Source organism: Streptomyces sp. NPDC093094, assembly GCF_044754345.1.
In the GTDB taxonomy this organism is placed as follows: domain Bacteria; phylum Actinomycetota; class Actinomycetes; order Streptomycetales; family Streptomycetaceae; genus Streptomyces.
In genome coordinates this window covers 77,825-91,812 of sequence record NZ_JBIVOX010000028.1, presented here as the reverse complement: position 1 = coordinate 91,812, position 13,988 = coordinate 77,825, and the positions used below count along the sequence as shown (strand labels likewise).

The 13,988-nt window shown below is 70.4% G+C and carries 11 protein-coding genes; 8 read left to right on the top strand and 3 right to left on the bottom strand.

The genetic code is table 11. The features are described from left to right. The 4 genes from ACIQGV_RS36775 to ACIQGV_RS36760 all read left to right on the top strand — a co-directional run. Nucleotides 1-960: vitamin B12 dependent-methionine synthase activation domain-containing protein (locus tag ACIQGV_RS36775; protein WP_402503103.1), on the top strand; the 960-nt coding region annotated here is incomplete at its 5' end. A gap of 226 nt (nt 961-1,186) precedes the next feature. Then, nucleotides 1,187-1,888, top strand: coding sequence for an HAD family hydrolase (locus ACIQGV_RS36770; protein WP_402503100.1), 702 nt, complete (start codon nt 1,187-1,189; stop codon nt 1,886-1,888). A 432-nt stretch (nt 1,889-2,320) separates the two neighbouring features. After that, on the top strand, nt 2,321-3,925 hold the full coding sequence (locus ACIQGV_RS36765) for an ABC transporter substrate-binding protein (protein WP_402503098.1): 1,605 nt from the start codon (nt 2,321-2,323) through the stop codon (nt 3,923-3,925). A 69-nt stretch (nt 3,926-3,994) separates the two neighbouring features. After that, complete coding sequence (locus ACIQGV_RS36760; RefSeq protein WP_402503095.1) at nt 3,995-5,581, top strand: ABC transporter substrate-binding protein; 1,587 nt, start codon at nt 3,995-3,997, stop codon at nt 5,579-5,581. Between the two features lie 75 nt (nt 5,582-5,656). On the opposite strand, the gene ACIQGV_RS36755 is transcribed toward ACIQGV_RS36760, so the two are convergent. Beyond that, nucleotides 5,657-6,331 carry a response regulator gene (locus ACIQGV_RS36755; RefSeq protein ID WP_402503088.1) on the bottom strand — a complete coding sequence of 225 codons (675 nt, stop codon included), beginning with the start codon at nt 6,329-6,331 and terminating at the stop codon, nt 5,657-5,659. 15 nt (nt 6,332-6,346) lie between these two features. Beyond that, complete coding sequence (locus ACIQGV_RS36750; RefSeq protein WP_402503086.1) at nt 6,347-7,297, bottom strand: RecB family exonuclease; 951 nt, start codon at nt 7,295-7,297, stop codon at nt 6,347-6,349. Nucleotides 7,298-8,185: 888 nt separating this feature from the next. Here ACIQGV_RS36750 and ACIQGV_RS36745 point away from each other — a divergent pair. From ACIQGV_RS36745 to ACIQGV_RS36735, 3 genes are all read left to right on the top strand, one after another. After that, on the top strand, nt 8,186-9,709 hold the full coding sequence (locus tag ACIQGV_RS36745; protein WP_402503083.1) for a site-2 protease family protein: 1,524 nt from the start codon (nt 8,186-8,188) through the stop codon (nt 9,707-9,709). A gap of 54 nt (nt 9,710-9,763) precedes the next feature. Beyond that, nucleotides 9,764-10,666 carry a tRNA (adenine-N1)-methyltransferase gene (locus ACIQGV_RS36740; RefSeq protein ID WP_402503081.1) on the top strand — a complete coding sequence of 301 codons (903 nt, stop codon included), beginning with the start codon at nt 9,764-9,766 and terminating at the stop codon, nt 10,664-10,666. Between the two features lie 223 nt (nt 10,667-10,889). Continuing rightward, nucleotides 10,890-11,468: a hypothetical protein gene (locus ACIQGV_RS36735; protein ID WP_402503079.1), complete on the top strand. Its 579-nt coding sequence runs from the start codon at nt 10,890-10,892 to the stop codon at nt 11,466-11,468. A gap of 58 nt (nt 11,469-11,526) precedes the next feature. Here ACIQGV_RS36735 and ACIQGV_RS36730 read toward each other — a convergent pair whose 3' ends face one another. Next, entirely contained in the window at nt 11,527-11,832 is a 306-nt protein-coding gene (locus ACIQGV_RS36730) for a ferredoxin (RefSeq protein ID WP_402503076.1), read from the bottom strand. A 246-nt stretch (nt 11,833-12,078) separates the two neighbouring features. Between ACIQGV_RS36730 and arc the strand changes: the two genes are divergently transcribed. Then, nucleotides 12,079-13,845 (top strand): proteasome ATPase, encoded by a 1,767-nt coding sequence (gene arc / locus ACIQGV_RS36725; protein ID WP_402503074.1) that lies wholly within the window; start codon nt 12,079-12,081, stop codon nt 13,843-13,845. Nucleotides 13,846-13,988: the final 143 nt, after the last annotated feature.

The window sequence follows — 13,988 nt, the reverse complement described above, 5'->3', positions numbered from 1 at the left end:
GAGGGCCTGCGCCTGATGGACGCCCTCATCGGCGTCAAACGCGGCCTGCCGGGCGCCAAGCTCCCCGAACTCAAACAGCGCCGCGTCCGCGCCACCGCCCCCGCCGTGGTCGAGGAGCGCCCCGAGGAGGGCCACGTCCGCTCCGACGTCGCCGTCGACAACCCCGTCCCCGCCCCGCCGTTCTGGGGCACCCGCGTCGTCAAGGGCATCCAGCTCAAGGAGTACGCCTCCTGGCTCGACGAGGGCGCCCTGTTCAAGGGCCAGTGGGGCCTGAAGCAGGCCCGCACCGGCGAGGGACCGACGTACGAGGAGCTCGTCGAGACCGAGGGACGCCCGCGGCTGCGCGGCCTGCTGGACCGGCTCCAGACCGAGAACCTGCTGGAGGCGGCCGTCGTGCACGGCTACTTCCCGTGCGTGTCCAAGGACGACGACCTGATCATCCTGGACGAGCAGGGCAACGAGCGCACCCGCTTCACCTTCCCCCGCCAGCGCCGTGGCCGGCGGCTGTGTCTGGCCGACTTCTTCCGCCCGGAGGAGTCCGGCGAGACCGACGTCGTCGGCCTCCAGGTCGTCACCGTCGGCTCCCGCATCGGCGAGGAGACCGCCCGGCTGTTCGAGTCCAACTCCTACCGCGACTACCTCGAACTGCACGGCCTGTCCGTCCAGCTCGCCGAGGCGCTCGCCGAGTACTGGCACGCCCGGGTGCGCTCGGAGCTCGGTTTCGCGGGGGAGGACCCCACCGAGATCGAAGGCATGTTCGAGCTGAAGTACCGCGGTGCCCGCTTCTCCCTCGGCTACGGCGCCTGCCCGGACCTGGAGGACCGCGCGAAGATCGCCGATCTGCTGCGGCCCGAGCGGATCGGCGTGCACCTGTCCGAGGAGTTCCAGCTGCACCCCGAGCAGTCCACCGACGCCATCGTGATCCACCACCCGGAGGCGAAGTACTTCAACGCCCGCTGAGCCGTGGCGTCGCCCGCCCGCCGAGCGGCCGCTCGGCGGGCCCGGAGGGCTTTCCCGGACGTATCACGGGCATGCCGCAGCCGCCCCCGGCGTATCTGCGGTGTGCCCTCGCCCACGCCGTTCAAACGAGGCGTTCACGCCACACGGGACGTACACTGGTCGGTCCACTGCAGGCCGGTTCCCCGCACGGGAACCGGCCTGCTCGTCCCTCAAGGAGGTACGCCGTATGACCACCACGGTCCCCGCACTCGGCACCCGTACGGCTGAGGGCTCGGCCCTCCAGGCCGTGCTCCTCGACATGGACGGCACCCTGGTGGACACCGAGGGTTTCTGGTGGGACGTCGAGGTCGAGGTGTTCGCCGGCCTCGGCCGCACCCTCGACGACTCCTGGCGCCATGTCGTGGTCGGCGGCCCCATGAGCCGCAGCGCGGGGTTCCTCATCGAGGCCACCGGTGCGGACATCACCCTCGCCGAGCTGACCGTCCTGCTCAACGAGGGCTTCGAGGACCGCATCTCCCGCGCGCTGCCGCTGATGCCCGGAGCCGCCCGGCTGCTGGCCGAACTGGCCGCGCACGAGATTCCCACCGCCCTGGTCTCCGCCTCCCACCGCAGGATCATCGACCGGGTGCTGGACTCCCTCGGCCCCCAGCACTTCCGGCTCACCGTCGCCGGGGACGAGGTGCCGCGCACCAAGCCGCACCCCGACCCCTATCTGCTCGCGGCCGCCGGGCTCGGCGCCGATCCGGCCAGATGCGCGGTCGTCGAGGACACCGCGACCGGTGTCGCCGCCGCCGAGGCGGCCGGCTGCCAGGTGGTGGCGGTGCCCTCCGTGGCCCCCATCGCCCCTGCCGCAGGGCGCACGGTCGTCGCCTCTCTGGAAGAGGTGGACCTGGCTTTTCTGCGCGGTCTGATGACACAAATGCGCTGACCCTTCACCCAGCGTGCAGCTTGGATTCCGGATCTATTTCACCGGCAGTCCAGCACTGGTGTCCGAAGGAAATCGAACCCGGTCGAGTGGCCGAATTCCGGTCGATGTGAACGCGATCATCGATGTGACGTTCGCCACGCCTGAGGCCCTCGACAGAGGGGTCGCCGTGTGCCAGCCGCCCCTTTTTCCGGAGCGTGGGCGTGCCCTTGTGTCCGGATCGGTGGGCCTCTGTACGAAACCTTCCACTGTCGGGTTTTCAGTGTGTCCACGCCCGGTTTCGCAGCGTGATGGAACCCCAACTCCAGTGGCTGTGAAGCCCGGAGCGGGCGCCCATTAATCTCGTCGCGAGAACATCACCCCTCTTCCCGTGTTCCGCGGCGCCACCCCTGCTTGCGTGATACACGGACCGCACAGCAGTGGAGAAACCCGAGCATGAACCGCAAGATTTTGGTGCTGCCGGCCGCACTCGGCCTGCTCGCGCCGGCACTCGCCGCCTGCGGCGGGTCCGACAGCGGGAGCGACGGCGGCGGCGCGATCGCCGTCGGCACCACGGACCGGTTCATCGCCACCAAGGACGCCCCCGCGCCCCTGGACCCGGCCTACGCCTACGACGTCGGCACCTGGAACGTCCTGCGCCAGACCGTGCAGACCCTGATGGTCCAGCCCCGCGGCGAGGGCGAGCCCGTGCCCGAGGCCGCCGAGAGCTGCACCTTCACGGACACCGGCAACGAGCGCTACGCCTGCAAGCTGCGCGACGGCCTGAAGTTCTCCGACGGCACCGAGGTCACCGCGAAGGACGTCAAGTTCTCCATCGACCGGGCCCTGGCCATCAAGGCCGACTCCGAGGTGTACGCCCTGCTGTCCACCATCGACACCGTCGAGACGCAGGGTGACCGCGAGGTCGTCTTCCACCTCAAGACCGCCGACGCCACCTTCCCCTACAAGCTGTCGACCCCGGTCGCGGGCATCGTCAACCCCGCCGACTACGACAAGGGCAAGCTGCGGGCCGGCTTCGACGTGTCCGGCTCCGGCCCCTACAAGCTGGAGGCCAAGGTCGAGGACAACGAGATGGTCTCCGCCGTGTTCACGAAGAACGCCGACTACAAGGGCGCTCTGACGATGAACAACGACAAGGTCGAGATCCGCTCGTTCGAGGACGCCGACGCGATGAGCGCGGCCCTGGAGAACGGCGACGTCGACGCCATGACCCGCACCATGACGCCGAGCCAGATCCAGAAGCTCACCGTCGACCCGGGCGAGAACACCGAGCTCCAGGACATGGCGGGTCTGGAGATCCGCTACCTCGCCTTCAACACCGACGCCCCCAGCGTCCGTGACAAGGCCGTGCGCCAGGCCATGGCCCAGGTCATCAACCGCAGCGAGCTGGTCTCCAAGGTCTACGGCTCCCAGGCCGAGCCCCTCTACTCGCTGGTCCCGGCCACCATCACCGGCCACTCCAACTCGTTCTTCAACCGCTACGGCGACCCGAGCGTGGGCAAGGCCGAGACCCTGCTGTCCAAGGCCGACGTCAGCACCCCGGTGAAGCTCACGCTGCACTACACCACCGACCACTACGGTGCCGCCACCAAGCAGGAGTTCGAGGTGCTGAAGAAGCAGCTCAACGACAGCGGCCTGTTCGACGTCGAGATCCAGGGCACCGCCTGGGACTCCTTCGTCCCCGCCCAGCGCAAGGGCTCCTACGACGTGTACGGCATGGGTTGGTTCCCCGACTTCCCCGACGCCGACAACTACCTCGCGCCCTTCCTCGACAAGGACAACTTCCTCAAGTCCCCGTACGAGAACAGCACGATCAGCAACAGCCTCATCCCCGAGTCCCGCCGTGAGGCCGACCGTGGCTCCGCCGCGGCGAGCCTGACCGAGATCCAGGACATCGTGGCCGAGGACGTCCCCGTGCTGCCGCTGTGGCAGGGCAAGCAGTACCTCGCCGCCCACGACGACATCACCGGCACCGCGTACGTCCTCAACTCCTCCTCCACCCTTCAGCTGTGGGAGCTCGGCCGCGGTGTGAGCGGCTGACGCTCTCGCGATCCCGGGCCCGGGACGGAGGCCCCGGGATTTCCGAGAACGACGACAAGGCACACGCACGTGAACATGCGCAACCAGTGGCCGGTCCTGCCCCTCGTGGCAGGGCTGGCCTCCGGCCTGTTGACCGGCTGCGGCTCGGGGTCCGACGACTCCGGCGACGGCGGCTCCACTGTGGTCATGGGGATGTCGGACGACGTCCTCGCCACGGACCCGGCATCGGGCTACGACCCCGGATCCTGGCTGCTGTTCAACAACGTCTTCCAGTCCCTGCTCAGCTTCCCCAAGGGCAGCAGTGTGCCCGAGCCGGAGGCCGCCGAGAAATGCGACTTCTCCGACAACAAGGCCACCATCTACAAGTGCACGCTCAAGGACGGCCTGAAGTTCAGCAACGGTGACTCGCTCACGTCGGAGGACGTCAAGTTCTCCTTCGACCGCCTGCTGAAGATCGACGACGGCGCAGGCCCCGCGATCATGTTCCCCATGCTGGAGAAGGTCGAGACCCCGGACGAGCAGACCGTCGTCTTCCGGCTGAAGGTCCCCGACGCGACCTTCCCCAGCAAGATCGCCTCCGGCGCCGGCTCCATCGTCAACCACCGCGAGTACGACGCCGACGGCCTGCGCGAGGACGGCGAGGCGAGCGGCTCCGGCCCCTACAAGCTGGAGTCGTTCGGCGAGGACGAGGCCGTCTTCTCCGTCAACGGGAACTACAAGGGCACCGCCGACGTCCAGAACGGCGGCGTCACCCTGAAGTTCTTCCACGGCGACCAGGCCGCCCTGAAGAAGGCCGTGCAGGACGGTGACGTCGACCTCGCCTACCGAGGTCTGAGCGCGGGCGACATCGCCGACATCGAGGCCGCGTCCGACGGCACAGGCGTCGACGTCGTCGAGGGCAACAGCGCCGAGGTCCAGCACCTCGTCTTCAACATGGACGACCCGGTCGCCGGAAAGCTGCCGGTCCGCAAGGCCATCGCCCACCTCCTGGACCGCGACGCCCTCATCAACAACATCTACGAGGGCACCGCCACCCCGCTGTACTCGATCATCCCGGCGGGCATCGACGGCCACAACACCGCCTTCTTCGACACCTACGGCGCCCGCCCCTCCCAGCAGCTGGCCGAGGCCGCCCTGCGCGAGGGCGGCATCACCGACAAGGTCAAGCTCACCCTCTGGTCCACGCCCTCCCGCTACGGCCCCGCCACCGACGAGGAGTTCAAGGCGATCGCCGAGCAGCTCAACGACAGCGGGCTGTTCGACGCCGACGTCAAGTCCGTGGCCTACGACCAGTACGAGAAGGACATAGCCGCCGGCAAGTACGGCGTCTACGTCAAGGGCTGGGTCCCCGACTACCCGGACGCCGACAACTTCACCGCGCCGTTCTTCGGCAAGGGCAACGTCCTCGCCAACAACTACACGAACACGGCCATCACGGGCAGGCTCATCCCGCGCACCGCGGCCGAGAGCAACCGCGCCGCCACCGAGAAGGACTACGACGAGCTCCAGCAGATCGTCGCCGACGAACTGCCCATCCTGCCCATCTGGCAGGCCAAGCAGTACGCCGTCGTCGCCGACGGTGTCTACGGCCTGGAGAACTGCCTCGACGCCTCCACCGTCTTCCGCTTCTGGGAGATCAGCAAGAGCGATTCCTGACCGGCCCCGGCCGGTACACACGAAGGGCGCCCTCCTCGACGAAGGAGGGCGCCCTTCGGGCTCACACGGACGAGGTCACTGCTGGGCGCCCGGCCGCACCAGTCCGCTCTCGTACGCGTACACCGCCGCCTGCACCCGGTCGCGCAGCCCCAGCTTGGTCAGCACATGACCCACATGCGTCTTGACCGTCGTCTCGCTCACGAACAGATCCGCGGCGATCTCCGCGTTCGACAGCCCGCGCGCCACCAGCTTCAGCACCTCCACCTCACGCTCGGTCAGCGTGTGCAGCGTGTCCGGAACCGGCTCGTCGCCCGACGGCAGATGCGTGGCGTACTTGTCCAGCAGCCGGCGCGTGATGCTCGGCGCCAGCATCGCCTCACCCGCGGCGACCACCCGGATCGCCTGCACCAGCTCGTTCGCCGGGGCGTCCTTCAGCAGGAAGCCGCTGGCACCCGCCTTCAGCGCCTCCACCACGTACTCGTCGAGATCGAAGGTGGTCAGCACCAGCACCTTCGCCGGGCCGTCGCGCCCGGGCCCGGTGATCTGCCGGGTCGCCTCCACACCGTCCATCCGCGGCATGCGGATGTCCATCAGCACCACATCGGGCTGCAGCGCCCGCACCTGGTCGAGCGCCTGGAGGCCGTCTCCGGCCTCGCCGACGACCGCGATGTCCTGCTCGGCCTCCAGGATCATCCGGAAGCCCGTACGCAGCAACGGCTGGTCGTCGACCAGTAGGACACGGATGGCCACGTAAGTCTCCTTCGGCTAGTCCGGCCCCATTCTGCCCTGCTCGCCCACGGCCGACCCGGCCGCCCTCACCGGCAGCGGATAGGGCGGGGGAGTGCCCCCGAACTCCGGGCAACGGGCCTGGTGATCGCACCAGCCGCACAGCTTCGTCGGCCGCGGCCGCCAGTCGCCCGTCTCCGTCGCCAGCCGGATCGCCTCCCACAGTGCCAGCAGCTTGCGCTCGACCCGCTCCAGATCGGCGAGCACCGGGTCGTACGTCAGCACGTCGCCGCTGCCGAGATAGACCAGCTGGAGCCGGCGGGGGATCACCCGCTTCAGCCGCCAGACGACCAGCGCGTAGAACTTCATCTGGAACAGCGCGCCCTCGGCGTACTCGGGCCGGGGCGCCTTGCCCGTCTTGTAGTCGACGATCCGCACCTCGCCCGTGGGCGCCACGTCGACCCGGTCGATGATCCCGCGCAGCCGCAGCCCCGACTCCAGCTCCGCCTCGACGAACAGCTCACGCTCGGCCGGCTCCAGCCGGGACGGATCCTCCAGCGTGAACCACCGTTCGACGAGCTGCTCGGCCTCGCCGAGCCACTGCGCCAGCCGCTCGCCCTCCGGGTCGTCCGCGAACAGCTCCACGACCTCCGGGCGCGACTCCCGCAACCGCTCCCACTGACCGGGGACCAGCGACTTGGCGCGCGGCGCGGTCCGCTCGCCGGCCGGGGCGTCGAACAGCCGCTCCAGCACCGCGTGCACCAGGGTCCCCTTGGTCGCCGCCGCGCTCGGCTTCTCCGGCAGCCGGTCGATCACCCGGAACCGGTACAGCAGCGGGCACTGCATGAAGTCGCTCGCCCGCGAGGGCGACAGCGAGGTCGGCGCCATGGCCGCCGCGGCCGCCACGGGCTCGGCGGACTCCCCGGCCGGGGTCGTCCCGGCGGGCGCTGTGCTCTCGGTACCGGGCTCCGCGCCGGCGCTGCTCTCCATGCCCAAGACCATACGGCCCGCCACCGACAGTGACCCACTCCCGGGCATGGGCGGACAGACCCGGGAAAGACTGGGGGTGCCGGGGCGGAACGTGCCGCGCATGCCGCATACCATCGACCCGAGACCCTTCCGCCCGGCAGGCGCGGAAGACGCTTCGAACGAGGGGACACCGTGGACGAGAGCGGCGGGAGCGGCCAGCCGCGGCCGGACGGCAACGACCCGGCCGAGCACGACCCGGCCGAGCGCCGGTCGCCCCACGACACCCCGCCCGCCCCCGCAGACCCCACCACGCCGCCCCCGGACCCGGCCCCGCACGCGGACGCCCCCCACCGGGCCCCCGGCTCCGGGACACCCGGCCCGGCACCGGAACAGAAGCCCGGCTCCGCTCCCGCTCCCGGTTCCGCTCCCGCTCCCGGCTCCGGGACCTCCGGCCCGGCACCGGAACAGAAGCCCGGCCCCGCTCCCGCTCCCGGTTCCGCTCCCGCTCCCGGCTCCGGGACCTCCGGCCCGGCACCGGAACAGAAGCCCGGCTCCGCTCCCGCTCCCGCTCCCGCGCCCGAGTCCGGCTCAGGGTCGGCGCCGGAGGCCGGCTCCGGGACGTCCGGTTCCGCTCCTGCTCCCGGCTCCGAGACACGAGGCTCCGCGCCCGCGTCCGGCTCCGGGGTTCCCGGCTCCGCTCCCGGCTCCGAGACAGGAGGCCCCGCGCCCGTTCCCGGCTCCGGGACGCCCGGTTCCGGGTCCGTGTCGGAGGCCGGCTCCGAGGTTCCCGGTCCTGCGTCGGAACCTGCGTCCGGCTCCGGGACGTCCGGTTCCGGGTCGGCGTCTGAGGCCGGCTCCGGGACACCCGGCTCCGCGGCCGCGGCCGTCCCCGGCTCCGACGTTCCGTCCGTGGCGCCCGACTCGGCCGCCGCGCCCGCGAGCCCCCGGTCCGAGCCCGCCCCCGGGCCGGTGTCCGGCAGCGGGGCCGGGCTGCCCGGGGCGGGACCGGCCCGCGGCACCGAGGACCCGCGGCGCACGGCGGCCCCCGGGCAGAAGCCGCCGTCCGGCGACGGCGGGCCCGGCACCGCCCCCTCCGGCCGCACCCCGTCCGACGGCGGCACGCCCCGCCGACCCGGCCCCACCGCCGGCGGGGACGCCGGGGACGAGCCCGCCGGAAGGAGCGGCCCCGGCGCGAGCGCCCCGGCTCCGTCCGCCGCCCGGGCCCCCCGCACCCACGCGCACGCCGACGGCGGACCCGCCAAGGGACGCCCGGCGCAGCGGGAGCCCGGCGGAGGCATTCTCATGGGGCGGCCCTTCGGCGTACCGGTGTACGTCGCGCCCAGCTGGTTCCTCGTCGCCGCCCTGATCACCTGGGTGTTCGGCGGCCAGCTCGACCGTGTCCTGCCGGAGCTGGGGGGCGCCCGCTACCTGGTCTCCCTCTTCTTCGCCGTCGCCTTCTACGCCTCCGTCCTCGTCCACGAACTCGCCCACACCGTCGCCGCCCTCCGCTTCGCGCTCCCGGTCCGCCGCATCCAGCTCCAGTTCTTCGGCGGTGTCTCCGAGATCGAGAAGGAGGCCGAGACCCCCGGGCGCGAGTTCGTCCTCGCCTTCGTCGGCCCGCTCCTCTCCCTCGTCCTCGCCGGCGTCTTCTACGCCGCCATGCAGACCGTCGACCCCGACACCGTGCCCGGCGTCCTGCTGGCCGGCCTGATGATCTCCAACGTCATCGTGGCCGCCTTCAACCTTCTGCCCGGCCTCCCGCTCGACGGCGGCCGTATGCTCCGCGCCGTCGTCTGGAAGATCACCGGCAGGCCCATGAGCGGCACCGTCGCCGCCGCCTGGGTCGGCCGCGCGCTCGCCGTCGCCGTGCTGATCGGTCTGCCGCTGCTCACCCAGTCCGGCGCCCTCGGCACCGACGCCGTCGACAACGTCGGCATGGACACCGTCATGGACGCCCTGCTCGCCGCCATCCTCGCCGCGATCATCTGGACCGGCGCCGGCAACAGCCTGCGCGTCGCCCGCCTGCGCGAGCACCTGCCCGAGCTGCGGGCCCGCACCCTGACCCGGCGTGCCGTCCCCGTCGAGACCGACACCCCGCTGTCCGAGGCCCTGCGGCGTGCCAACGCGGCCGGCGCCCGCGCCCTTGTCGTCGTCGACGCCGACGGCAGCCCGACGTCCCTGGTCCGCGAGGCCGCCATCGTCGGCGTGCCCGAGCACCGCCGCCCCTGGGTGCCCGTCAGCGGGCTCGCCCAGGACCTCACCGACGGCATGCGCGTCTCCGCGGAACTCGCCGGGGAGGAACTCCTGGAGGTCCTGCGCGCCACCCCCGCCACCGAGTACCTCGTCGTCGAGGACACCGGCGAGATCTACGGCGTCCTGTCCGCCGCCGACGTCGAGCGGGCCTTCGTCAAGGCGATGGCCCGCCCGTCCTAGGGCCCGTTCGTCCCGGTGGTCGGCGGCCCCTGCAAACCCCGGTAGGCTGGTCACATGTCCGAACCGACCGGTGCCGCCCGCAGGCGCGGGCCCTTCAAGGTCGGGGACCAGGTACAGCTGACCGACCCCAAGGGCCGCCACTACACGTTCACGCTCGAGGCCGGGAAGAACTTCCACACCCACAAGGGGAGCTTCCCGCACGACGAACTGATCGGTGCTCCCGAGGGCAGCGTTGTCCGTACGACCGGAAACGTCGCCTACCTCGCGCTGCGCCCCCTGCTCCCCGACTACGTCCTGTCCATGCCCCGCGGGGCAGCCGTCGTCTACCCGAAGGACGCGGGGCAGATCCTCGCCTTCGCCGACATCTTCACCGGCGCGCGCGTCGTCGAGGCCGGCGTCGGCTCCGGCTCGCTCAGCAGCTTCCTGCTGCGCGCCATCGGCGACCAGGGCATGCTGCACTCCTACGAGCGCCGCGAGGACTTCGCCGAGATCGCCCGCCAGAACGTGGAACGCTACTTCGGCGGCCCGCACCCCGCCTGGCAGCTCACGGTCGGCGACCTCCAGGACAACCTCTCCGACACCGAGGTCGACCGTGTCATCCTCGACATGCTCGCCCCCTGGGAGTGTCTGGAGGCCGTCTCCAAGGCGCTCGTCCCCGGCGGCATCCTGTGCTGCTACGTGGCCACCACCACCCAGCTCGCCCGGACCGTGGAGTCCATCCGCGAGATCGGCTCCTTCAACGAGCCGACCGCCTGGGAGACGATGATCCGCAACTGGCACATCGAGGGTCTCGCGGTCCGTCCGGACCACCGGATGATCGGCCACACCGGCTTCCTCCTCACCGCCCGCCGCCTCGCCGACGGTGTCGAGCCGCCCATGCGCCGTCGCCGCCCGGCCAAGGGCGCCTACGGCGAGGACTACAGCGGCCCCAACGCCGACGGAGGCTCCGGCCGCTGACCCGGCCCCTCACCGCACAACGCCGCCGCGCCGTGCCCGAGTTCCCCCGATTTGCCGGGAACTCGGTCACGGCGCTTCGTCGTTGCCCCTGCGCGGCGCCCCGCCGGAGCGCCCCACAGCTCCTCCCGCACAACAGGCACCCCGCCGTTCCCCCGCGCTGTGACGTGTGGCACCATGCAGGCCACCCCCCCCACCGGCACAGCCCTCACGGGAGACACTCCTAGTGCAGCAATCCGCCGTTCCGGAACTGGCACACACGCACACCCGTCCGATCCACTGGCTCGCCACCGCGACCGCCGTCGCCGGTGTCGTCGCGCTCTCCTCCGTGGTGCAGCCCGACGCGGCGACCGCGGCCCAGGCACCCGGCGCCGGACCGGGGTCGGCTCCGGCCGCGGCGGCGCCCCCCGCGACCACCGGAGTCGACTTTCCCCTGGAATGCGGTCCGGTGAAGCTGGTGGTCGCCAGGACGGCCGCCGGTGATCTGGACGGGGACGGCCGGCCCGAGACGGTCGCCGTCGTGCACTGCGACGCGGGCATGAGCACCCCGCCCGACGGCGCGTACGTCCTCACCCAGGGTCCGGACACGGCACGCGCGCGTGTGGTGGCCACCCTCGTCGACCCCGAGGACCGCCTCAAGGTCACCGACCTCGCCGTCCGTGACGGTGCGGTGCTGGGCGGCCTGCTCGGCTACTCCTCGCCGGACGTGCCGACCTGCTGTCCCGATGTGACCGAGAACGTGAAGTGGCAGTGGAAGAACGGAACGTTCGTCCGCTCGACACCTTCGGCGGCCCGCAGCGTGTGACACGGGCCACCGAAACATGTGACATATCAGACAGGCGTCACATTCGGTGGCGGGACGGTCACTCGGCGTCGGGTCCGTAGACCTCGACCCTGTCCGAAACGCGCCGTACATGAATGCACTCGCCGGGACACTCCTTCGCCGAGTCCACCACGTCCGTCAGCAGCGGCAGCGGCACGGGCGTGGTCGCCCCGGCCTCCTGGAGAAGCTCGTCCTGCGGGCTCTTCACGTACGCCAGACCGTCGATGTCCAGCTCGAACACCTCGGGCGCGTACTGCACGCAGATGCCGTCGCCGGTACACAGGTCCTGGTCGATCCAGACCTCCAGTGCCTCGCCGGCGGCTGCGGCGTCCTGCTGCACGGTCATCTCTCCTGCCGTTTCCGTTCGCCGGGCCTTTCGGGAACCTTCCAGGCCCTGACGGGTGTTGAACACCTTGACCCTACCTCCGCCCGCTTCCCCACCGTGTTCGGTGGGTATTCCCCTGGCGTGAGGGAGAGCGCAAGGGTGAAGATCGGACACACCCCGACAGTCTTTGTGATCTAGGGGTTTCAATCGACACCCACCCAGGTAGGGTCTGGAAGCGTCCAGCTCCCCTTGGAGGAGGTGAGGACCGTGGCAGCCCACGACGACGACATGAACCGCGGCATCCGCCCGGGACGAGGGTCCGACGACCCGGCCGGGCAGATCGCCTACCTTGAGCAGGAGATCGCCGTCCTGCGACGCAAGCTCGCCGACTCTCCGCGGCACACGAGGATTCTCGAAGAGCGGATCGTCGAGCTGCAGACCAATCTGGCCGGCGTGTCCGCCCAGAACGAACGACTCGCCAACACCCTCCGTGAGGCCCGCGACCAGATCGTGGCCCTCAAGGAGGAGGTCGACCGGCTCGCACAGCCGCCGGCCGGCTTCGGAGTCTTCCTGGCGGCCAACGAGGACGGCACCGCCGACATCTTCACCGGCGGCCGCAAACTCAGGGTCAACGTCAGCCCGGGCGTCGAACTCGACGATCTCCGGCGCGGCCAGGAAGTCATGCTCAACGAGGCGCTCAACGTGGTCGAGGCCATGGAGTTCGAGCGCGTCGGGGACATCGTCACCCTCAAGGAGATCCTGGAGGACGGCGAACGCGCCCTGGTGCTCGGGCACACCGACGAGGAACGGGTGGTGCGGCTCGCCGAGCCGCTGCTGGACGTCACCATCCGCCCCGGCGACGCCCTGCTGCTCGAACCCCGCTCCGGCTACGTCTACGAGATCGTCCCCAAGAGCGAGGTCGAGGAGCTCGTCCTCGAAGAAGTCCCCGACATCGGCTACGAGCAGATCGGCGGCCTCGGCGGCCAGATCGAGGCCATCCGCGACGCGGTCGAGCTGCCGTACCTCTACCCCGACCTCTTCAGGGAGCACGAACTGCGGCCGCCCAAGGGTGTCCTGCTGTACGGGCCTCCTGGATGCGGCAAGACGCTCATCGCCAAGGCCGTCGCCAACTCGCTGGCCAAGAAGGTCGCCGAGGTCACCGGCCAGGCCGCCGGCAAGAGCTTCTTCCTGAACATCAAGGGTCCCGAGCTCCTCAACAAGTACGTCGGCGAGACCGAGCGCCAGATCAGGCTCGTCTTCCAGCGGGCCCGTGAGAAGGCCAGCGAGGGCACCCCCGTCATCGTCTTCTTCGACGAGATGGAGTCCCTCTTCCGCACCCGTGGCTCCGGCGTCAGCTCGGACGTGGAGAACACCATCGTCCCGCAGCTGCTCGCCGAGATCGACGGCGTGGAGGGCCTGCAGAACGTGGTCGTCATCGGCGCCTCCAACCGCGAGGACATGATCGACCCCGCCATCCTGCGTCCCGGCCGGCTCGACGTGAAGATCAAGATCGAGCGTCCGGACGCCGAGGCCGCCAAGGACATCTTCGGCAAGTACCTCACCGAGCGCCTCCCCCTGCATGCCGACGACCTCGGCGAGCACGGAGGCAGCAAGACGACCACCGTCGAAAGCATGATCCAGACGGCCGTCGAGCACATGTACGCGGAATCCGAGGAGAACCGCTTCCTGGAGGTCACCTACGCCAATGGCGACAAGGAAGTCCTCTACTTCAAGGACTTCAATTCCGGCGCCATGATCGAAAACATCGTGGGCCGCGCCAAGAAAATGGCGATCAAGGACTTCCTCGACCACAACGCAAAGGGCCTTCGCGTCTCCCACCTCCTCCAGGCATGCGTGGACGAGTTCAAGGAGAACGAGGACCTGCCCAACACCACCAACCCCGACGACTGGGCCCGCATCTCCGGAAAGAAGGGCGAGCGGATCGTGTACATCCGTACGCTCATCACCGGAAAGCAGGGCGCCGACACCGGACGCTCCATCGACACGGTGGCCAACACCGGGCAGTACCTGTAAAAAGCGGGGCGGCTGCGGGTGCCCTCCACCGGGTACCCGCAGCCGACTGTTTTCCGGACGGCCGGACCGAGGCAATGACGCAAATGATCTCCACACCAGCGCAGAGCCGTTCTAGGCTCTTCGGTACCGCCGAGTCGCGCAGT